The organism is Rhizobium sp. BK316, assembly GCF_014193695.1.
Lineage (GTDB): Bacteria > Pseudomonadota > Alphaproteobacteria > Rhizobiales > Rhizobiaceae > Rhizobium.
In genome coordinates this window covers 18,327-38,897 of record NZ_JACHZR010000009.1, presented here as the reverse complement: position 1 = coordinate 38,897, position 20,571 = coordinate 18,327, and the positions used below count along the sequence as shown (strand labels likewise).

At 61.8% G+C, this 20,571-nt stretch carries 24 protein-coding genes and 1 riboswitch; of the genes, 16 read left to right on the top strand and 8 right to left on the bottom strand.

The annotated features are described in order from the left end of the window. Nucleotides 1–63: 63 nt before the first annotated feature. On the bottom strand, nucleotides 64–507 hold the full coding sequence (locus FHT87_RS29470) for an SRPBCC family protein (protein ID WP_183736310.1): 444 nt from the start codon (nucleotides 505–507) through the stop codon (nucleotides 64–66). Nucleotides 508–788: 281 nt separating this feature from the next. Here FHT87_RS29470 and FHT87_RS29465 point away from each other — a divergent pair, with 281 nt between their 5' ends. Further along, nucleotides 789–1,226: a VOC family protein gene (locus FHT87_RS29465; protein WP_183806201.1), complete on the top strand. Its 438-nt coding sequence runs from the start codon at nucleotides 789–791 to the stop codon at nucleotides 1,224–1,226. A 31-nt stretch (nucleotides 1,227–1,257) separates the two neighbouring features. Here FHT87_RS29465 and FHT87_RS29460 read toward each other — a convergent pair whose 3' ends face one another. Continuing rightward, complete coding sequence (locus FHT87_RS29460; RefSeq protein WP_183806199.1) at nucleotides 1,258–1,689, bottom strand: helix-turn-helix domain-containing protein; 432 nt, start codon at nucleotides 1,687–1,689, stop codon at nucleotides 1,258–1,260. A 69-nt stretch (nucleotides 1,690–1,758) separates the two neighbouring features. Here FHT87_RS29460 and FHT87_RS29455 point away from each other — a divergent pair, with 69 nt between their 5' ends. Then, nucleotides 1,759–3,012, top strand: a complete 1,254-nt coding sequence (locus FHT87_RS29455) for an MFS transporter (RefSeq protein WP_183806197.1) — start codon at nucleotides 1,759–1,761, stop codon at nucleotides 3,010–3,012. A 371-nt stretch (nucleotides 3,013–3,383) separates the two neighbouring features. Here FHT87_RS29455 and FHT87_RS29450 read toward each other — a convergent pair whose 3' ends face one another. Continuing rightward, nucleotides 3,384–3,710: a hypothetical protein gene (locus FHT87_RS29450; RefSeq protein WP_183806195.1), complete on the bottom strand. Its 327-nt coding sequence runs from the start codon at nucleotides 3,708–3,710 to the stop codon at nucleotides 3,384–3,386. Between the two features lie 140 nt (nucleotides 3,711–3,850). Then, nucleotides 3,851–4,609 carry an SDR family oxidoreductase gene (locus FHT87_RS29445; RefSeq protein ID WP_183806193.1) on the bottom strand — a complete coding sequence of 253 codons (759 nt, stop codon included), beginning with the start codon at nucleotides 4,607–4,609 and terminating at the stop codon, nucleotides 3,851–3,853. Nucleotides 4,610–4,872: 263 nt separating this feature from the next. Here FHT87_RS29445 and FHT87_RS29440 point away from each other — a divergent pair, with 263 nt between their 5' ends. Beyond that, complete coding sequence (locus FHT87_RS29440) at nucleotides 4,873–5,565, top strand: hypothetical protein (RefSeq protein WP_183806191.1); 693 nt, start codon at nucleotides 4,873–4,875, stop codon at nucleotides 5,563–5,565. A gap of 270 nt (nucleotides 5,566–5,835) precedes the next feature. Here FHT87_RS29440 and crcB read toward each other — a convergent pair whose 3' ends face one another. From crcB to FHT87_RS29425, 3 genes are all read right to left on the bottom strand, one after another. After that, the gene (gene crcB, locus FHT87_RS29435) at nucleotides 5,836–6,267 is read right to left on the bottom strand and encodes a fluoride efflux transporter CrcB (protein ID WP_183806189.1); all 432 of its coding nucleotides are present in this window, start codon (nucleotides 6,265–6,267) and stop codon (nucleotides 5,836–5,838) included. A 77-nt stretch (nucleotides 6,268–6,344) separates the two neighbouring features. Continuing rightward, nucleotides 6,345–6,406: riboswitch (Fluoride riboswitch) on the bottom strand. A 99-nt stretch (nucleotides 6,407–6,505) separates the two neighbouring features. Then, nucleotides 6,506–6,676 carry a hypothetical protein gene (locus FHT87_RS29430; protein WP_183736319.1) on the bottom strand — a complete coding sequence of 57 codons (171 nt, stop codon included), beginning with the start codon at nucleotides 6,674–6,676 and terminating at the stop codon, nucleotides 6,506–6,508. Between the two features lie 121 nt (nucleotides 6,677–6,797). Further along, on the bottom strand, nucleotides 6,798–7,007 hold the full coding sequence (locus FHT87_RS29425; protein ID WP_183736320.1) for a cold-shock protein: 210 nt from the start codon (nucleotides 7,005–7,007) through the stop codon (nucleotides 6,798–6,800). Between the two features lie 306 nt (nucleotides 7,008–7,313). Between FHT87_RS29425 and FHT87_RS29420 the strand changes: the two genes are divergently transcribed. The 4 genes from FHT87_RS29420 to FHT87_RS29405 all read left to right on the top strand — a co-directional run bounded on the left by FHT87_RS29420 (nucleotide 7,314) and on the right by FHT87_RS29405 (nucleotide 9,700). Beyond that, complete coding sequence (locus FHT87_RS29420) at nucleotides 7,314–7,640, top strand: hypothetical protein (protein ID WP_183806187.1); 327 nt, start codon at nucleotides 7,314–7,316, stop codon at nucleotides 7,638–7,640. Between the two features lie 17 nt (nucleotides 7,641–7,657). Continuing rightward, nucleotides 7,658–7,915 carry a BON domain-containing protein gene (locus tag FHT87_RS29415; RefSeq protein WP_183806185.1) on the top strand — a complete coding sequence of 86 codons (258 nt, stop codon included), beginning with the start codon at nucleotides 7,658–7,660 and terminating at the stop codon, nucleotides 7,913–7,915. Between the two features lie 10 nt (nucleotides 7,916–7,925). Continuing rightward, nucleotides 7,926–8,213, top strand: a complete 288-nt coding sequence (locus FHT87_RS29410) for a hypothetical protein (RefSeq protein WP_183806183.1) — start codon at nucleotides 7,926–7,928, stop codon at nucleotides 8,211–8,213. A gap of 536 nt (nucleotides 8,214–8,749) precedes the next feature. Next, nucleotides 8,750–9,700, top strand: a complete 951-nt coding sequence (locus FHT87_RS29405; RefSeq protein WP_183806182.1) for a DUF3616 domain-containing protein — start codon at nucleotides 8,750–8,752, stop codon at nucleotides 9,698–9,700. Between the two features lie 39 nt (nucleotides 9,701–9,739). On the opposite strand, the gene FHT87_RS29400 is transcribed toward FHT87_RS29405, so the two are convergent. Further along, nucleotides 9,740–10,621 carry a LysR substrate-binding domain-containing protein gene (locus tag FHT87_RS29400; protein WP_183806180.1) on the bottom strand — a complete coding sequence of 294 codons (882 nt, stop codon included), beginning with the start codon at nucleotides 10,619–10,621 and terminating at the stop codon, nucleotides 9,740–9,742. Between the two features lie 107 nt (nucleotides 10,622–10,728). Between FHT87_RS29400 and FHT87_RS29395 the strand changes: the two genes are divergently transcribed. From FHT87_RS29395 to FHT87_RS29355, 9 genes are all read left to right on the top strand, one after another. Then, the gene (locus FHT87_RS29395) at nucleotides 10,729–11,670 is read left to right on the top strand and encodes an AEC family transporter (protein ID WP_183806179.1); all 942 of its coding nucleotides are present in this window, start codon (nucleotides 10,729–10,731) and stop codon (nucleotides 11,668–11,670) included. Nucleotides 11,671–11,806: 136 nt separating this feature from the next. Next, entirely contained in the window at nucleotides 11,807–12,484 is a 678-nt protein-coding gene (locus FHT87_RS29390) for a hypothetical protein (protein WP_183806177.1), read from the top strand. 134 nt (nucleotides 12,485–12,618) lie between these two features. Beyond that, complete coding sequence (locus tag FHT87_RS29385) at nucleotides 12,619–13,302, top strand: hypothetical protein (RefSeq protein WP_183806175.1); 684 nt, start codon at nucleotides 12,619–12,621, stop codon at nucleotides 13,300–13,302. After that, complete coding sequence (locus tag FHT87_RS29380) at nucleotides 13,230–14,027, top strand: class I SAM-dependent methyltransferase (RefSeq protein ID WP_183806173.1); 798 nt, start codon at nucleotides 13,230–13,232, stop codon at nucleotides 14,025–14,027. Before FHT87_RS29385 ends, FHT87_RS29380 begins: the two co-directional genes overlap by 73 nt. Nucleotides 14,028–14,301: 274 nt before the next feature. Then, on the top strand, nucleotides 14,302–14,937 hold the full coding sequence (locus FHT87_RS29375) for a hypothetical protein (RefSeq protein WP_183806171.1): 636 nt from the start codon (nucleotides 14,302–14,304) through the stop codon (nucleotides 14,935–14,937). Next, entirely contained in the window at nucleotides 14,930–17,023 is a 2,094-nt protein-coding gene (locus FHT87_RS29370; protein WP_183806170.1) for a hypothetical protein, read from the top strand. Before FHT87_RS29375 ends, FHT87_RS29370 begins: the two co-directional genes overlap by 8 nt. After that, on the top strand, nucleotides 17,004–17,480 hold the full coding sequence (locus FHT87_RS29365) for a hypothetical protein (RefSeq protein WP_183806168.1): 477 nt from the start codon (nucleotides 17,004–17,006) through the stop codon (nucleotides 17,478–17,480). Before FHT87_RS29370 ends, FHT87_RS29365 begins: the two co-directional genes overlap by 20 nt. Continuing rightward, on the top strand, nucleotides 17,473–17,985 hold the full coding sequence (locus FHT87_RS29360) for a hypothetical protein (protein WP_183806166.1): 513 nt from the start codon (nucleotides 17,473–17,475) through the stop codon (nucleotides 17,983–17,985). The genes FHT87_RS29365 and FHT87_RS29360 overlap by 8 nt, the downstream gene beginning before the upstream one ends. 8 nt (nucleotides 17,986–17,993) lie before the next feature. Then, entirely contained in the window at nucleotides 17,994–20,531 is a 2,538-nt protein-coding gene (locus FHT87_RS29355; RefSeq protein WP_183806164.1) for a hypothetical protein, read from the top strand. Nucleotides 20,532–20,571: the final 40 nt, after the last annotated feature.

Sequence of the window (20,571 nt, the reverse complement as noted above, 5' to 3'; positions counted from 1 at the left end):
GCACACATGGAAAAGGCCGGCTCCGCAGCTTTGCAGACCCGGCCTCCCTTTACGTTTTGACGCCTATTCCTGAATATCGGGCTCGACCAGACGGGCAAGGTTGCGCAGCGATTCCTGCCAGCCGAGATAGCAGGCCTCCGGCGGGATGAGGTCAGGGATGCCGGCCTGCACCACATGGAGTTCGGTGCCGACCGAAACCTTCGTCAGGGTCACCGTCACGTCCATTTCGCCAGGCAGGTTGGCGTCGTCGAACGTGTCGGTGTAGCGAAGCTTCTGGCCGGGAACGAGTTCCAGATACTCACCGCCGAAGGAATGGCTGTGGCCGGTGGTGAAGTTGCGGAAAGACATCTTGTGTGTGCCTCCCACGATCGGTTCCAGATGGTGGACCGTGCAGACAAAGCCGTTGGGGGGAAGCCATTTGGCAACGGCATCGGCTTCCAGGAAGGCGCGATAGACCTTGTCCGGAGTGGTTGCCAGGACGCGGTGAAGGCGAATTGTGCTTGGCATGATGATTCTCCCTTTGGATTGAACTGTGGCAATGTCTCTAAGACGGGCCTGATCTGGCCGATCCGACACGGCGCTCGATTTTTTTGCTTCCGCCCTCTCGCCTGCCCGCGATGGGGGACCGCATCCCGACCTTCCGCCGAGGCGGTGCATGTTTCAAGCTTGCGACGTGGAAAACAGCCGATCGGGCGTGGATGGCTGTCGGCATTGGCCTGCCTCAAACGTTCTTTGTTCGACGAGGCAACGCCTTGTAAATCGAAACGACAACCACGGAGATTGAAAACATGGCGCTCAAGCGAATGGACAATGTCGGAATCGTCGTCGAAGACCTTGACGTGACGATTGAATTCTTTCGCGAACTCGGCCTCAATCTCGAAGGGCGGGCCATGATCGAGGGAGAATGGGCCGGACGCATCACCGGACTGGGCGATCAGCGTGTCGAGATCGCCATGATGCGCACACCGGACGGACACAGCCGGCTGGAGCTCTCCCGCTTCCTCGCCCCTCGCGTCGTCGCAGATCACCGCAACGCCCCGGTCAACGCGCTCGGCTACCTCCGCGTCATGTTCGCCGTCGATGATCTCGACGACACGCTTGAAAGGCTGCGTGCGCGCGGCGCTGAGCTCGTCGGCGAAGTCGTCCAGTATATGGAGGCGTACCGGCTCTGCTACATCCGCGGGCCTGAAGGGATTCTCATCGGGCTCGCCCAGGAACTCGGCTGAGCGCAACACCGATCGGGGCGTGCCCCGACCCTTATCCGCCCTTCCCCTTGCGCGCCGCCTTGCCGGCGCTCGCCCGCTTGCCCGCCACCTCCACCAGCCGGCGAAAGGTCGGGCATTCCATATGCGAGGGCGCCGGGCATTCGGCCACGTGCCGCAGCGTGTCGCGCAGCGCCGAGAGCTGGCGGATCTGGCGGTCGATTTCGTCGGCCTTCTCGTGGAGCGTTGCGCGCGGCAGGTCCGGGCCGCCGGTCCTGCCGAACATGCCCGATATCTCCTCCAGCGAGAAACCGGCCGTCTTGCCCATCGAAATCAGCGTCAGCTGCAACAGCACCTCGGGCGGGAACTGCCGGCGCAAGCCGTGGCGGAAGACCGAGGTGATGAGCCCGACCTCCTCGTAATAGCGCAGCGCCGAGGGCTTGATTCCGCTTCTTGCGGAGACCTCTCCGATATCCAGAAATTTCATGCTTGACCTCAAGTCGGCTTGAATTGGTAGCCTGCTCTTGAATGACATTTCAAGCAAGAGGATATCGATATGCAACAGGCAGAAATGACCGGATCGGAGCGAACGGAAAGACGGGGCGCCACACTGACGCTGTCCCTTTCAATGCTGCTCGCCTCGCTCGGCACCAGCATCGCCAACATCGCCCTGCCCAAGCTCGCGGAGGATTTTTCGGCGCCCTTCGCCCAGGTGCAGGGCATCGTCATCGCCTATCTCGCGGCCCTGACGATCTCTGTCGTCATCGTCGGCCGGCTCGGCGATCTCTATGGGCTGAAGCGCATGCAGCTTGCGGGCCTCGGCCTGTTTGCCGTCGCTTCGCTGGTTTCGGCCATGGCGCCCGATCTGACGCTCTTGATGGCCGCGCGTGCCGCGCAAGGGGTCGGCGCAGCCTTCCTGATGACGCTCTCGATGGCGCTGATGCGCGAGAGCGCGAGCGAGGCGCGCATCGGCCGCGCCATGGGCCTGCTCGGCACGGTCTCCGCGCTTGGCACGGCGCTCGGCCCCTCGCTCGGCGGCGCGCTGATCCCGCTTGCCGGCTGGCGCGGCATTTTCTGGGTGCAGATTCCGCTGGCGGGACTTGCACTGATCTTGGCCATCGCGACACTGCCGGCTGACAGGGCCAGGGGCAAGACGCGCCCGGCGGGCCTGCTTGCCATGCTGGAACGGCGCCTCGTCCCCAATCTCGTCGTCAATATCGTGGTCGCCGCCGTGATGATGACGACGCTGGTGGTCGGCCCCTTCTATCTCGGCCTGGCGCTCGGTCTGAAGCCCGCCTGGGTCGGCCTCGTCATGTCCGTCGGCCCGGTCATCTCCATCGCCAGCGGCGTGCCCTCCGGCCGGCTGGTCGATGCCTGGGGCGCGCGACGGGTGCTTTCGATCGGCCTTGCGATGCTCGCCGCCGGCGCTTTCCTGCTGGCGATCCTGCCTGAGCTTTCGGGCGTCGCGGGCTATATCGCCGCCATCATTGTGCTCACACCCGGCTACCAGCTTTTCCAGGCTGCCAACAACACCGCAGCCCTTGCCGACGTGCCGAAGGACCGGCGCGGCACGGCCTCCGGCCTGCTCGGCCTGTCGCGCAATATCGGCCTGATGTCAGGCGCATCCCTCATGGGCGCCGTCTTCGCCTATGGCGCCGGCACGCAGGATTTCATCCATGCGGCGCCGGCAGCGATCTCAGCCGGCATGCAACTGACCTTCCTGCTTGCCGGCGGGCTGATGCTTGCTGCCATGGCCGTTGTCTTCGCTGGCGCTGCGAATTGGTTATACCTTTTTCGTGAAAAGGTATAAGCGACGCCTTCACCGGCCATCCAGACCTTCGTCGCCTGGGTACGCAAGAAGCCGCCGGGATTCTATGACACGCAGCGCAGCAGGCGGCGGCGGGAGTGAGGAGAGATCGCGTTGGCTTACTCGCGGTGCAGCCTCTATTCGACCACTCAACGGTGCTTGAGGTGTACGGCGCATCCCCACCTCCCTCATTCCTGTGCTCGTCACAGGAATGAGGGAAATTGCGATTGGCGCCGGTGCCCAAAGTGAGGCTTGCGGTGTTCGAAAGCTGTAACTGATGTTCCGCTCCCACGTTGTCTCCGTCGCCTGCAAGCTTAACTCCGTCGATGCAGCTTGCGGGTCTCGGCCTGTTTGCCGCCGCATCATAGGGCAGCTCAGGCAAATACGGTAATACAGACGGCCGTCCAGATTAACGCCGTCCCCAGTGCCATCGCTCGCCTGGCGGCGGCCACCTTGTCTGCCTCGTCCTCCGCGACAGGTGTGGTCACAATCCAGGGAACGCAACCAAGTGCTGCAAATCCGATGACGGCTACGATCATCACCAGATAATCGACGGTACGCCAGCTCCCCTGTTCATAGACCCCCCAGTAACCCAGAAAGGCCATTCCGACTGCAAACATGGTGGCGGACGCAGAGCAAAGCCCTGTAACGGACCCGGTCGGTGCATGCAGGTTGCTTTTTTCACGTGTCTGCGAACTCATGACGCAATATCCACGACGGTTGGCTGTCCCTCCCGCAAATATGTCAGGAATTGAGCGCGGCGTGAAGCGCTGGTGACCCTCCGGGACACCAGCGCATTCCCCGCCTCGGGCGGCGCCACCACCGCCCGAGGCCAGTTCTGCTACAGCAGCCGCACCGACATGCCGCCATCGACGATCATCGGGCTGCCGGTCATGAAGCTCGACTGGTCCGACAGCAGGAAGAGCGCCGCCTGCGCGATCTCCTTGGCAGCGGCCATCCGCTTCATCGGATGCAGGCCGGAGATATAGTCGAGGAAGTCGGGGGTATTCTCCCCGCCGGCGGGTGTGATGGTGCCGCCGGGCAGCAGGCTGTTGATCCGGATGCCATCGGCCGCGTAATCGGCGGCGACCGATTGCACGAGGCCGATCAGGCCCGCCTTGGAAGCTGCATAGGCCCCCATGCCCGGCAGGCCGCCATTGCTGTATCCGACGAAGGACGAGGTGAAGACGATCGAGCCGCTGCGCTGCGCTTTCATGACCGGCAGCTGCGCCTTCAGCGCAAAGAAGGCGCTCGTCAGGTTCGTGGAGATCACCGCCTCCCAATTGGCCACGCTCATCTCCGAAAACGCGCCCATCTCGCCGACGACACCGGCATTGTTGAAAGCCCCGTCCAGCCGGCCGAAAGCATCGAGCGCCCGGTCGACGAGGGCCTGCGCGTAAGCTCCTTCGCGTACATCACCGGCGAGAGATACGGCCGTGCCGCCGCTTTTGCTGATCTCGGAAACCAGCGCTGAGAGGTTTTGCGCCCGCCGCGCGCCGAGCACGAGTTTCGCGCCCCTCCCCGCAAACAGCCGAGCGGCGGCCGCGCCAATACCGCTGCTCGCGCCTGAAATGATGATGACCTTATCTTCCAGTTCCATGTCCAGACCTCCTGTTTTGATAGTCATGGAGGGGTAGAAAATAAGAGAAGCGGCAGCCACCCGATTCCTGATCGGCGACCTGCCAGCCGACACCGAAACCCGTTAACCATCTCCCGCTCTCTAAGACCATAGTCCGGTGGATGCCGGACCTCGGTCCGATGCACGCCCCGCGTTTCGCGCCTAACATCGCCTTCATTCGATAGCCGCCTTCCCGAGTCGGCTATCTCACGATTTTTGATGAATTATCCTGCGAGGAGACCCGGATGCGTATCGCAACTCTTGCGTCCATAGCCGCACTTTCGATGATCATGGCGTCCAGCCCGCTGACGATCACCGGCTTCGATAGTGCCGCCATGGCAAAAGGCGGTGGAAACGGTGGCAGCAACGGCGGCGGTAATGGCGGAGGCAACGGCGGCGGTGGCGGCAGCAGCAATGGCGGCGGCAACGGTGGCGGACAGAGCGGCAGTCACGAAAACCGCAGCAACAAGTCCGGCAGTTCCCAGACCGGCAAATCATTGCGTGACGGTTCGAAATCCGGGAGCGCAGCGAAAGGCAAATCCGGCGAGGCGAAGACGAAATCGCTCACTGCGAAAAACGCCGCAGCCAATATCAAGCAAAAGAACCTCGCCTCCGAGCTGAAGGGCCTGAACTCTCTCAACCGCAGCTACAAGGCCTATATGCACACGTCCGATCCGAAGATGACCGCGATCGCCGCCTATGCCACGGCCTATGCCCAGTTTGAACTCGACAACGGCTTCGCACCCGCCATCGATGACCCGATACTGGGTGACGCAGCACTGGAGGACGCGCTGGAGTCCGCCACGCGCACCGGCCAGCTGAGCCCGGAAGCCTTCGAAGAGGCCAAGACCATCCTCGGCGTCGGAGAAGCCGACGGCAAAATCGACCAGATCCGTGAATCCCTGTCTTACTCCGCCCCGACCTCGACAGGGAATTAACGGCCCCTCGATCCGCCGGGCACCATGCCCGGCGGATCGATTGCACCTGTCATGGGTTTTCCCACGGGCAGGATAATCTCTTTCCCCCTGCAGCTGCACCCGCTTCCCGCGACATCCCAGCCGCCCTGCAACAGGCTTCGAGCCGAAACCGAAAAAGACCTCTTGAGCCGGACCCAGCATCATAGCTTGGAAAGGGTTCCGAGACAGCGCGGAAGGCGTGATGGACGCCAAGGAACGGGAACTGGCTGACGGCGCCGCAATGTGCTCTTCTTACCCCTGCTCCTCGATCGCCACCTGCGCCACATCAGGCGCGCCGCTGTTGATCCGCGTCGCGATGAAATGGCCGACAGCCACCGCCCCGATGCAGAGCACGACGGAAGCCGTCACATTGATGCAGGCCCGCACCACGGCACCTGATCGCAGCAGATCGAGCGTCTGCAGGCTGAAGGAGGAAAAGGTCGTATAGCCGCCGCAGAGGCCGATCAGCACGAAGAGGCGCATATTGTCCGAGACCGGAAAGCGGCCATTGGCGAGCGTCAGCGTGCTGAAAAGGCCGATCACCAGTGAGCCGGTGACATTGATGATAACAGTGCCCCAGGGCATGTCCCGGCTGATCGGCATGGCGATGATGGAAACGGCATAGCGCGCGAAAGTGCCTAAGGCGCCGCCGGCCATGATGATGAGGCAGGTATAAAATGACATGCTCGCTCCAAAAAGCTCGGACGGGCAATAAAAAACCCGCCTTGCAGCGGGCTCCGGACAGATTCCCACCGCGGTTCAACACGGTAGGAGTCATCAGCCTCTAGGGCGGTTTCGGGGGTACTCCATCCCCATCGCCGCAATATATAGCGCGGGCTGCGGTGGGATGGCAAGGGGGTGAGAGGTGGATGATCTCACCCCGACAGACACCCCTGGTACGACTGGCTCACCCGCCAGGCTGTTATTTCCCGCGCGGCGGCCTGCGGGTTTTATCGCTCTTGTCTTTGGCAGAAGATGTCTTTGCATCGAAGGCCTGACCGAAATTGGTGCCTCCCAGGTGCCCGCCGCCGCTGGTGTTGGCCACTTGGCGCGCGGCACGTCTGAGAAGCGCTGCAGCATCTGTCTTCGTCATTGTGTTCTCCTGAACAAACCGGCTTGAAAACAAAAAGGCCGGGACTGGCCCGACCTTTCCAGGGTTCGCATATCCGCAGTGCCAGTACATCCGTGGTCAAAGCGGGGTGCGAGCCGATTGATTATGCAGAACCGAGGTTCTGCGCCGCGTTCTTGCCGCTGCGGCTGTCACGGACCAGCTCGAAAGTCACCGACTGGCCTTCGCGCAGCGCAGACATGCCGGACTGCTCGACAGCCGAAATGTGAACGAACACATCCGGCGAGCCGTCGGTCGGCGAGATGAAACCAAAGCCCTTGGCCGTGTTGAAGAATTTGACGATACCAGTATTCATGAACGATTTCCTTTCAATCGCAAAGTATTACCAAGCCCGCTGCGTGCAGGCGATAAATGGTCGAGCTTGAGAGGAAAGATTAGCCAATGCGCATCTTGCGCAGAAACGAAGCTGACGAAGCAAATTCGATGAGCTGAACATAGGGAACATTTGTGTTCAGAACAAGGTATATTTTATTTTTATTAATTTCGCCGGCCATTGTGGAGGCAGCAAAAAGGGCGCATCTTGACCGCGTCAGCAGCCATTTTCACGGGCGCTGTTGGTTAAGGGCATCCACACCCTGGCCCCGACCGGAAGGAGGACTGAATGTCTTCCACGATCCTGCTGAATCTAGTTCCGATGTCCGCAATCCCGGTATCTTTGGCCGGCGAAACCGTACTTGATAACGACGACATGAACCTGCTGACCCGTATGCTCGATCGAGCCGGATATGACCAGGCTGCCGAGCCGAAGTTGTTCGTGCACGCTGCAGCACAGATCCTTTCTCTGTTCGATAGCGGCATCCGCCATGAAACGATCCTCATGGCCGCGCTTCAGAACGCCGGCGACTATCCCGGCGTCGCCGATCCATACGTCAAGCGCCGCTTTGCGATCCAAGGCCTGCCGCCGGGCAACACCGCGCAGGCAGTATGATGCGCAGGAGAACGGATATGCCCGGGCGTGAACGGCATCTGCAGCTTGTGCATTCGAGACCGGCCAATGCGGCTGATCTGGAATCCGAGGTCTCGGCATCGCTTCACCGCGCAGGCGATATCGATGCGACCTATATCTTCGTATCGGCGCATGAAGGCGACGTCACCCTTGCAGGATGGGTGCCGCTCTACACCCAGATCGAGCGGGCGGCGGATGTGGCGTGGGGCGTCGGTGGCGTGAGGCACGTCTTAAACGAGCTGTCCTGTTCGCTCTGAAGAGAAACACATGCCGATACCCTTCGAATCCATGCCGCAGGAAGAACGCCTCGCCATCATCGAGCTGCTGATCGCCCATCTTGCCACGGCCTCATCCAACGCGGCGGCTGCCGGCAACGCCTCGCTGCATGCCGAAATCGGCAAGGTTTCGGGACGGCTGAAGGCCTGCCGCGAGCAGATCTCCGCCAGCAACCCGGCATCCGCCAGGCCCGCCGTCTCCGCAGCGCTGCGCTTGTTGTCGCGCCTGCAATCCAGAGCTCCCGGCGCCACGGCATCTGCCAGTACGGGTTTCTGCTGACTTGGTAAGGTGATCAATTACCCTGCACGCCCTCTTCCCCATCCCCTCCCCGAGCCAAACCCGAGGAGGGAACGAGGCGAACGCCGGCCGCTGCCCCTCGCAAAACGACCGGCGATGTCTTGCAACTCGACGATGCCGACGCGCGCGAGGTGAAGCGCTGGGCGATCAGGACGCTGGAGGCCGCGGCCCAGAAAGGCCACGGTTGATCTGCGCCCGGTCGCGATCTGCACCAGCTGCAGCTATCAGCCCTGACTCGCCGGTGCGACACCGAAAGAACAGGCAAGCTCCATTAAAGAATAAAACTATGGCGTCAGCACTTCTATAGACCGCCAAAGAGCCGACTTACCGTAACATTCAGCGAAACAGATGAATTTCATTTATGAAAATCGACAATTTATAAATGGATGAAACCAGTCACACTGGATTGCGCATGATGAACGACTAAACATTATATTGACGCGCACCTTCCGCGAGAGTTTAATTACAGAATTGCCACCTCACCGGGAGGTTGCGCGCCGAGACGGGGGACTTGCCGCATGAGCAATAGCAGCCGCGTGATCCTTTTGGCCCTGTTTTCGTCGCTCGTTGGCCCGCTGACGGCCAATGCGGCGGGCCACACATATCAAGGCATTTGCGAGGCCTCGGCCGCAGCCTTGGTCGATGCGTCGCATGTGGCGGTCGCAAGCGACGATTTCTCCGCGATCATGATCTATCAGCGGGGGAAACCGAAACCGGTCACACAGTTCGCGGTCGACGATGTGACTGATATCGAAGGCGGTGCCCGCATCGGCGACACGATCTTCTGGCTCACATCCCATTCGCTGAACAGCAGCGGGGAAGACAAGAAAAAGCGCAAGGAACTATTTGCAACGACCGTTTCGGCCGATGGGACATTGTCGAACTCCGGCGAGGTCTATCGCAATCTTCGCGCGGATCTGGCCGCAGCACTTGGCCGCAGCGAAGACAGATCGAAAGCCCTCATCAACATCGAAGGCCTGGCAGCAACGCCTGACGGGCATCTTCTGATCGGCTTGCGAGGCCCTGAAACAATACCCAACGACCGCGCCATCGTGCTCGAACTCGCCAATCCGATGCAGCTGGTCAAACTGGGCACGGGCGACGTGGGCTCCGCGCAAATGACCCGTGTCGTCACGATGGACCTCTCCGATGGACCGGGAACGTCCGGTCGAGGCGTGCGCGACATCGCCCGGGTCGGCAGCCGATACCTCATCCTGGCGGGCTCCGAGCCTGATGGCGGCAATCCTCCGCCGAAACTTTTCTGGTGGGATGGAAACGCCGAGGGCCGCGTCACCCTAGGTCCCGACGCTGATTTCTCGGGAATGACGCCGGAAGCAATCGTGGTCTGGAGCGATCACGAGGGCGAGATCCTCAGCGATAGCGGCGGCATGATGATCAATGGGGTGGAATGCGCCGACAAGGATCCGCCCAAGGGCGCCTTTTTCCCCGCCATCAACCTCAAATTCTGAGTTTTCAAGAGAGGGCGCCAAACGGCATAGTCTCGCTCTTCAATCCACGCCCGCCCGTCCCGCCACCTCGAAGAGCTGCGGCACGGCCGGGTTCTTCGCCGCACGCGAGGCGCAGAGCACGACATCGAATTCCGGCGCATCATCGAGCCTCCGCGACACCACGCCCTCGGCCAGATCATCGCAAAGCGATTGCGGGATCAGCGCCACCCCCAGCCCCTCCTGCACCAGCCGGATGATGGTGTGCTGCAGGCGCGGCTCGAAGGCATAATGCGGGGTGACGCCGCCGGATGCGCAATAGAGGCCGATCGCCGTGCGCAGCGTTGGCGCCACGGTTGCGGGCGCAGCGATCAGCCTTTCGCCCGCAAGCGACTGCGGCCCGATGGTTTCGACCCCGGCCAGCCGATGGCCCTGGGGCACGATCAGGCACAGCCGGTCGCGGGCAAGCAGCAGCGTGCGCAGATGCGGCGCAGGACCGCCGCCGAAGGTGACGGCGGCATCGAGTTTCCCTTCGGCCAGCATCTCCTCGATATCGGTGGGTATGCGCTCTTCAAGGATGAGGCGCACATCAGGCCGCGCTTCGGAATAAAGCCGCACCAGCGCCGGGATGACGCTATGGGCGGCATGCATCATGAAGCCGAGCTTCAGCTCGCCCTTCATGCCGCAGGCGACCAGCTGCACATCGCGGCAAGCGGCATCGAATTGATCAAGCACGGCGCGGCAATCAGCAAGGAAATGCTGGCCGGCCGGCGTCAGCGCCACATTGCGCGAGTTGCGCTCGAAAAGCCGCACACCGAGCGTCTTCTCGATCGCCGATATCTGCCGGCTGAAGGGCGGCTGGCTCATGTTCATGCGCGCCGCCGCATGGCCGAAATGCAGCGTTTCGGCGAGCGCCACGAAATAGCGCATATGACGTGTGTCCATTTGATACCTCAAAAGTATCAATCAGCATCCAAGATGACATTGGATTATCTCGATCCCAGGCGCTAGGCAATGATCGCCCCAGTCAAGAATTCCATCCGAGTTGCCACATGCTGACGAACCTGACGATTGTCCTGCCGATCTTTGCCCTCATCCTCGCCGGCTGGATCGCCCGCAAGACCGGCGCGCTCGGCGAAAATGCCACGCGCGAGGTCAACCGGCTGGTCGTCTATCTCGCTCTGCCGGCGCTGCTCTTCGACATCATGGCCAATGCAAAACCCGCCGAGATCTGGCAGCCGGGCTTTATCCTGGCGTTTACCGCCGGCTGCGCCGTCATCTTCGGCGCCACACTCTGCTGGCGCGTCGCCAAGGGCCGGCATCTCGCCGATGCGGCGATCGACGGGCTGAACGCGAGCTATGCCAATACCGGCTTCATCGGCTTTCCGCTCGTCCTGTCCCTGGTCGGCGACACAGGCATGGCGCCGACGCTGATCTCCACCATCCTCACTGTCTGCGTGCTCTTCGCCGTCGCCATCATCCTCATCGAAGGCGGCCTGCAATCCGAAAGCCGCCGGCGCGATATCGCCATCAGGACGGCCCGCTCGCTGGCAAAAAACCCGCTGCTGGTCGCGCCCGCTCTCGGCGCGCTGGTCATGGTCTCGGGTGTGGTGCTTCCCGCCCCCGCGCATGCCTTCCTGAAGCTCTTGGGCGGTGCCGCCTCACCCTGCGCGCTGATCGCCCTCGGCCTGTTTCTCGCCGGCACCAAGGCTGGCGAGGCAAGCGCGCGGGCGACGACGACAAGCATTCTCGTCGGCCTGAAGCTGATCGCGCAACCAGCCGTCACCTGGGTTATCGCCGCACCGCTCCTCAACCTGCCGGCTTCCGCCGCCCATACCGCCGTGCTACTCGCGGCCCTGCCGACCGGTACCGGCCCCTTCATGCTGGCGGAATTCTACGGCCGTGAGGCGAGCCTCACGGGCCGCGTCGTTTTGGCCTCGACCGTGCTTTCGGTGCTGACGATTTCGGCCTATCTGGCGTTAGCCGGCCATTGAGGCAAAGCCGCAGGCAACGAGACGGGACTTTGACAAGTGAAGGTCGGTCGCACACACCGCAAGCAGAAAAGAGTACTTTATTCTTTTTGATTGCCCCTTATACATACAGAAGTTGCAGCGTTTTTGGGGGCGGCGCGTGAGACGATTGCTATTTTTCTTTGCCATTATCGGATTGACCGCAACGGTCGCGACTGCCGAAGATATAAATAGGCCAATGGTAGATTTATGGATCAACGAGATCGGAACCGATGATCCTTTGATGCAGGCGATCCTCAAAGATCATATGGATGAAGCGCTTCAGATAGACAGCTTGCTTCAGGCAGAAAATGTCGACGCTGTTCAAAACGCGATGGCCGCAGTCCGACTGAAATACAGCAACCGTGCATTTTCACGCGCGAGCGATGCTACGGCAATCCAGGTGGTCAAGACGACCGCTGAAATCATCGACTTCTTTAGCGAAAACTATCCGCAAGGCTGCTTCGAGCTGCTCCACAAACAACTGTCGTTCAAGGCGGCATCAATCCTCGACGAAAAACGCATCTACTCGGCTTATCTGGAGATTCAGCGCCTTGCTTACGAGGACGGAAAAAACCGAGCGCCGGTTGAGAGAATGGACATAGCAACCATGTACGACGTCGTGACCAAGGATTTGGGTGTAAGCGATGATGAGATCCACATGATAGTGAAATCCGAGAGCACTCCCGCACCGCAACTCTGTTCAATCATGAAAAAGAACCTCAATATCGATGCCGTACGAGAGTCTCAGAGGGGCCAGTATGCAAGGGCGAACATCGCGTCGAAGAGAGCAGAATGACGATATGGCGAAGGTTCATGGACCTATGGCAATATTTTACGCTCGCTTGGATCGTCGCTCTTACGCTGGTGTGTTGGCCGCTCGTCACGAGTGACGCGTGGTGGACGGGCAAGGCGAAGGTAGAAGATTACGCATTGACCGAGTTGCCGATAAGCTGCGTTGAGGCCCGTGGTACATTTGCCGTTGATTATGAAATGCGCGACCCAGCCGAACCATGGAACCGCGACCCCTATGAATTGTTCAACCTGGCCTGCTGGTACGGTGAGAAGCAGTTCAAAGCTCTCTGGCCGGAAACTAAGGATACGCCGTTCGCTGAACTTTCGGTCGCGCAATACAACTCTTTGGGTTGGACGCAGACTGAACCGGCTGGCGCTTACACGGGGACCAAGTTGGCCGCGCTCCCGCCTCATAGGCACAAGACGCGGCATTCCCGTCCGGATGCACCGGGTATTCAGCGATCAGAGCGAACCGCCGCTCAATCTGGAGGCCTAGAAGAGCCCGATCAGCCGGGCGGAGCTGATCATCAGGCCGGCAATCGCCACCAGCACAAAGGCGCACATGAGAATGAAAAAGATCCGGTTCTTCACAATGTCTCCTCGGGGCTGCTGCGGGCAAGGCGCATCATCGACACCAGCCAATCCGCCACCTCAATAACCGATCTCATCATTGCCCACTACACTATAAAAGTGCAGGATCGACCCGCCGCATTCATTCCGTCCGACATTGAGGGAAGCCGGGGCCAATCATGTCAGCCATCACCACAGGCAATGAAGAGCAATATAGCGACAGCAAAAAGCTCGCAGCCCGCGGGCGCTTGAACCGGGAATATACGATTGCCGAAACCGGCTGGTTTCCCTGGGTCGCAAGGCAGCTGCCGCTCAGGTCAGGAGATCGCGTGCTGGATATCGGCTGCGGCCCCGGCTGGTTCTGGGCTTCGGTGGTGAACGAACTGCCCGACGATCTCGGCCTCACCCTTGCCGATCTCTCCCCCGGCATGCTGCAGGAAGCACTCGAGCGCTGCCACCTGCTCGCCTTCGCCGAAGTCACGGGCCGGCGGGCCGACGCCACGGCCCTGCCCTTCGAAGACGGCTCCTTCGATACCGTCATCGCCATGCACATGCTCTACCATGTCGCCGATCAAGCTAAGGCGATTGCCGAAATGCACCGCGTGCTGAAGTTAGGCGGTCACCTTGCGGTGACCACCAATGGTGCCGGCAACATGCGCGGCATGTACGAACTGACGACGGTGTTCGGCAGCCCGCCCTACGACCCCGCGGGCGCGGCTTTCGGTTATGAGACGGCAGAGCGGTTGATGCAGGCGCAGTTCGGCAATGTGACGATGACGGAACACCCGGCCCATATGCGGATAACCGAGCCGGAAGACGTGTTTCTGGCGCTGACTTCCTATCCGCCCGGCGACAGGGCTGATGAGGCAGAGCTTGCGGCGTTTCGGGTGGCGATATCAGAGGCATTCCGGGCGGGCGGCGGCGTGCTGAAGGTGGGCAAGGAGACGGGGTTGTTCATCAGCCGGAAGGCGGAGTGAGAGCGCTTCACTCCCCACCCTCATTCCTGTGCTTGTCACAGGAATCCAGCCTGCCCAAGTCCTTGGGCAGGAGAGACTTTTTTCCTTTAAGTCTATCGACGAGCGCAGGTTACGTGCTGGCTCTCAGTGCAGGAGTCCTCTCGGCTTGCCGACGCAAGCCGGCTGGATTCCTGTGACATCCCTCGTGCCAGCACGAGGAGGGAATGAGGGAGGAGAGATTTCACCCCCACAACCATCTCCACGTTAGCCCTACCCCAACTCCAGAGGTTGGTTCATGGCTACCGTTGTCTCTATCTGCAATCTCGCCCTTTCCAATATCGGCAAGGACAATATCAACGATCTCACCGAAAAGAGCGCCGAGGCGCGCGCCTGCAATCAGTTCTATGCGCAGACGCGCGATACACTCTTGCAGTCCTTTCCTTGGGCTGCGGCCGGCAAGACGCTGGCGCTGGGCGCGCTGGACAATGACAAGCCGGGTGTCTGGCGCCACTCCTATGCGCGGCCGGCCGATTGCCTGCAGATCCGCTGGATCAGGCCGCGATATTCCGCTGATGCCGCAGCGCTGCCGGAAACGCTCAACCCCGATCTCGATGAGGCCGGGCGCGAGATGCAATACCCTTACGCGCTCGAAGGCGACCGGCTCTATTGCGATCTCTCGCCGGCACTCCTGCGCTATACCTGCCGCCTGACGGACCCGACGAAATATGCGCCGCTCTTCGTCGAGGCGCTCTCATGGCATCTCGCCGTCCGTCTCGCCATGCCGCTGACGCGCGATCCGAAGATCCGCGCCGATGCGATGGCACTCGCCCAAAGCAGCCAGCGGGCGGCCGAACAGGCCGAGGCCAATCAGGTGAGGCACACGAGCGAGAATTTCGTCAGCGAACTGATTGCGGTGCGCGCCCATGGCTGATTTCCGCGCCTACCAGCCTTCGTTTACCGCCGGCGAACTCTCGCCCGCGCTCGGCGCCCGCGTCGATCTCACCAAATACCAGAGCGGCCTGCGCACGGCGCTGAACGTCTTCGTGCATCCGCATGGCGGCGTGTCGAACCGGGCCGGGCTGCAATTCATCCACGAGATCAAGGACAGTTCGAAACAGGCCCGGCTGATCCGCTTTCAGTTCAATACCGAGCAAACCTATATCCTCGAATTCGGCCACCAATATATCCGCATCTTCCGCGATGGCGGGCTGGTGCTGTCGGGTGCTGCCCCCTACGAGGTCGCGACCGCCTATACTGATAATGACGTGCAGGATCTCGTCTTCGTGCAGGAAGCCGATGTGCTCTATCTCTGCCACGTCAATCATCCCGTGCGAAAGCTCGGGCGTCTGGCCGACAACAACTGGACGCTGACATCAGTCCTGTTCAAGCCGCTGATCAATCCGCCGGCGGGCACACCCTCCGTAACCAAGCCCGGCGATACATCAGGCAAACCCGGCTATGTGGCAACCACATACCGCTACCGCATTTCCGCCGTCGCAGACAGCGGCGAGGAAAGCCTGCCGTCGAACGCAGGCGCGGTCGTCAACGATCTCGCCATTCAGGGCGGCATCAACCGTGTCACCTGGGCGGCGGTGTCAGGCGCGGCACGCTACATCGTCTATCGCGACGACAACGGCATTTTCGGCTATGTCGGCGGCACGACGGGCCTGACCTTCGACGACGAGAACATCACGCCCGATCTCTCCGACACGCCGCAGACGGGCCGCAACCCCTTCAATGCGGCGGGCGATTATCCACGCTGCGTGACCTTCATCGAACAGCGCCTCGCCTTCGCCTCGACGCTGAACGATCCGCAGGCCGTCTGGCTCAGCCAATCCGCCAATTATGAGAATTTCGGCGTCTCCTCCCCCGCCAAGGCAAGCGATGCCGTGACCTTCCGCATCCGCGCAAGGCAGGTGAACGAGATCCGCTCGATGATCTCGGTGCGCGGCCTGCTGCTCCTGACATCAGGTTCCGAATGGATCGTCACCGGCGGCTCGGCCGCGGATGCGATTTCGCCCTCCGCCATCAAGCTCGATAACCAGGGCTATCGCGGGGCCGCCAAGGTGCAGCCGATCGTCGTCGGCAATACGGTGCTTTTTGCCCAGCGCCTTGGCGGCGTGGTGCGCGATTTCTCCTACGACTATACGCAGGACAGCTATGTCGGCAAGGATCTGACCATCCTCGCCCGCCACCTCTTCAAGGGCCGCGAGATATCAGCCTGGGACTATGCGCAGGCACCCGATTCCGTCGTCTGGGTGGTGCTCGATGACGGCGCGCTGGTCTCGCTCACCTACATGAAGGAGCAGGATGTCTGGGCTTGGACCCGCCATGAGAGCGGTGCCGATGCCTTCTTCGAGGATGTGACTGTCATCGAGGAGAATGGCGAGGATGTGCCCTATTTCATCGTCCGCCGCACGATCGATGGCACGCAGAAGCGCTATATCGAGCGGCTGCACAGCCGCGCTTTCGAGGATGTGCAGGATGCCTTCTTCGTCGATTGCGGGCTCACCTATTCCGGCCCGCCGACATTGGTTCTCAACGGCCTCTCCCATCTCGAAGGCCAGTCCGTCGTGGCACTTGCCGATGGCAATGTCGTGCGCAATCTCACCGTCACAGGCGGAGCCGTGCGGCTACAGAACGCGGCCTCGAAAATCCATATCGGCCTGCCGGTGACGGCGGCGATCCAGACGCTCGATCTCGATGTCGGCCAGGTGCAGGGCCTCGGCACCGTGCAGGGTCGCACCAAATCCGTCTCCGAAGTGACATTCCGCGTGGAAAACACCCGCGGCATCTTCACCGGTCCTGCCGACGGCGAGCGCGACAGCAATGTGCTGGTGGAATACAAGCAGCGCCGCAACGAGAATTGGAACGAGGCAATCAGCCTCTATACCGGCGATCTCACCATCACCCCCTATTGGGACTGGAGCACCAGCGGCGCCATGTGGGTGAAGCAGTTCGACCCGCTGCCGATGACCATCCTCTCCATCATGCCGGATGTCACCCTTGGCCGCTGAGATTGCCATCGTACCCGCCCGGCCCGACCATATCAGAGAGATTGCCGGGCGCATGCGCCGCGCCGATCGCGAGGAGGTCTTCGCCGCCTCCGGACGCTCGCCGATCTCGGCGCTTTCCTTCTCCTACCGCCATTCCTCCCTTGCCTGGACGGGACTTTTCGATGGCCGGCCGGAGGTGATGTGGGGTGTCGGCGATATCAACATCCTCACCGGCATCGGCGCACCCTGGCTGCTCGGCACGGATGCGGTGGAAGAGAATTTCCGCGCCTTCCTGCGGATATCGCGCGATTGGCCGGCTCAACTGTTGAGCCGCTATCGCTTGCTCAGAAACCTCGTGGATGCGCGCAACACGATCTCCATCCGCTGGCTCGAATGGCTGGGCTTCCGGCTGTTCGAACCCGTAGAGATCAATGGCCATCCATTCCACCTGTTCGAAATGGGAGACGCGGATGTGTGATCTTGGTCTAGCGCTGACATTGGGCTCGACGCTGCTCGGCGCCGCCGGCCAGGTGCAGCAGGCAAAGGCGACGGCGGAGGCGAATAAATACAACGCCCAGGTCGCCGAAATGAATGCGCAGATTGCCGACAAGCAGGCGAAAGACGCGATCGAGCGCGGCAAGCAGGAGGAGCAGCAGAAGCGCCTGCAGACCTCGCAGCTCGAGGGCCGCCAGCGTGCCGCGATCGCCGCAAACGGCGTGGACCTCTCTTTCGGCTCGCCGCTCGACACGATCGTCGACACGGCGAAGATGGGCGAGATCGATGCGCTGAACGTGCGCACCAATGCCTATCGCGAGGCCTATGGCTACAAGATGCAGGGCACCAACCAGCTGGCGAGCGCCAGGCTGGACCGCATGCGCGCCGACGCTGCCGTCAAGGGCGGTTATCTCGAAGCCTTCGGCACCGTGCTCGGCGGTACCGGCAAGGTCTACAGCCAGGCGAAATCGCTTGGATATATCAAGTGAGGTGAAGAATGCCGACTGTTCCGACCTATCAGGATACGCAGCAGCATATCGCGCTTCGTCCAGAATATACCGAGGGTTTTACGGTCAAGGCCGATGCCGAGGCTTTCGGCTCCGCCATCGGCAAGGGCATGCAGGGGCTGGCAACCGCCATGGGCACGCTCGGCGAGGCCGTGGTCGAGGTGGAGAAGCTTGATAATGCCAATGCCGCCAAGGATGCGCAGACGAAGCTCAACGACTGGCAGCGCGACGGGCTTTACGGCAAGAGCGGCTTCCTGACGCTGACCGGCCGCGCCGCCGTGGAAGGCCGCGCCGCCTTCGAAAAGCTGGCCGAGCAGAAACGCGCCGAATTCGGCAAGGGCCTGACGCCGGGTGCCGCGCGCACCTACGAAGAGACCAGCCGCGCCAGCATGAACGCGCTGCTGGACAGCACGATCCGCCACACATTCGACCAGCGCAAGGCGTGGTTTGCCGAGACCTCGGCCAACAGCATCAAATCCGCCGGCGCCGTCGCCGTCGCCGTCTACAGCGATCCGGCCAAGGTGGATGCCGAGATCGGCAAGGGTGTGGCCGAGATCGAGCATCAGGGCCATATGCAGGGCTGGAGCCAGGAAAGGCTCGAGCAGGAACGCGCCCGGTTCGTCTCCGACACGACGAAGAATGTCGCCCTTCGCATCGCCAATGACAGCGCCATCAAGGCCGAGCAATATGTGAAAGACGCCGGCGACCGGATGCTGCCGGCCGACAGCACCGCCCTGCTGAAATCGCTGCAGCCCGCCGTCACCGAGGAAAAGGCCCGGCAGAACACCACCGATATCATCGCCGGCCGGCCGCCGACCTATACCGGTGTGCCTGATGCCAATGCCGCCCCCACAGCGGCCACCGCAAACGCCGATAGCAGTACAGGCGGCCAGCCGCAGACCGGCAGCCCGGTTCAGCCCTCCACAGCAGGCGCAAGAACCACCGGCCTCGAAACGGATGGCGCCGGCAGCAGAACCGGGGGAGCCCGCACACTTGGCGCGCAGCCTTCGGCGGGCAAGACCGCAGCCCCGCAAATCGCCCGCGCTCAAACAACTGGCCAGCGACCCGCCGGCCCGCAGGTATCGACCACTCAGATCCCGCCGCGCCAGCCGAGCGGCCCGGAGGATTTCCGCACCGTTGCCGCCACACTTACCTTCCCCGGCAAGGCGAAGGACGATCTGGCGCTGGCGAGTTTCGTGAGAAATGCCGCCGGCACCACAGTCGCCCCGTCGCTCCAGCCCTGGTTGACCGATGTCACGGGAGCTATCCTCGGCACGGCCGCAGGCCCCGCCGGAAGCACTGCGGCCGATGCCACAAGCTTCCGCCATTTCGGCCTGCCGACGCAGACACCCCGCCCCGGCGACATTGTCGTGCTCGGCCTGCCTCAAAGCAAAGGCGCCGGGAAGAACGGCGGCAACGCCCCTGATGATCGCGAGAAGGGCCAGATCGGCATCTTCCGCGGCTACGATGCCGACGGCAACATCCTCGTGCTCGGCCGCGATCCCAGACGCGCCGGCGAAACCGTGCTGACGGCCCACGCCGCAAGTCAGGTCATCGGCTTCCGCACATCCGGCACCGTCGACGAGAAGACCATGACCTTGCCGAACTACAATCCCGAGAGCTTGCGCAGGATCGAAGAAAGCCTGAACAGCATCGCCGACCCCGCCTTGCGCGCCGCCACCGAGGCACAGCTGAACGGCTATACCGTCTCGCTGAAGAAGGCGATCGACGCCCAGCGGGTGCAGGTGCAGGAATGGGCCAATAACCAGGTTATCGCCGACCCGAGCTTCGACCCGACGAAACTGCCCGTCCACATCCAGCAGGCCATCGGCCCATCCGGCATGCTGACGCTGCGCGACTACAAGGAAAAAGTCCGCGCCTACGGCCAGCCGGCGACGGACACGCAGACGCTCTACGACCTGCAGACCGAATTCGCCAGGGATCCGGCCGCCTTCTCGCAGATCGATCTCCTTGGGTATCGCTCCAAACTCTCCGACAAGGACTGGGAAAAGGTCACCGGCTGGCGGCAGATGGCCCTCACCGACCAGCGCAAGGCCCGCCTCGAAAGCCTGGATCTCAAGACCGCCTTCGAACTCGCCCGCCCGCAGCTCGAAGGCCTCGGCCTCATCGACACCAATCCCGGCTTCTTCTCATCCGGCGACGCTCCCCGCCGCGCCGCCCAATTCCAGACCATGCTGGTCGACCAGATGGACGAGTTCAAAACCACCCACAACGGCCAGAACCCGCCCCAGAGCGACGTCCAGAAAATGATCAATCGTCTGCTGCTGCCGATCGTTATCAGCACGCCAAGCCACGGCCGCGGCCTGCCGGCGAGCGAGCAACCGGGCTATCTCTTCGAAGCAAACAGCCGCGCCAACGACGCGACCTACGACATCACCGTGCAGTACGAGGATATTCCGCGGGATCTGAGGTTGGCGATCGAGGCTGACCTGAAGAAACGTAACGGCAAGCAGCCAACGCCGGGAGAAATTGCGAATGAATATGAGCGATTTATTCTCAATCGCTGACCTGATGCGTCAGGAAAAACCTCGAGCCATGACCGGTCTC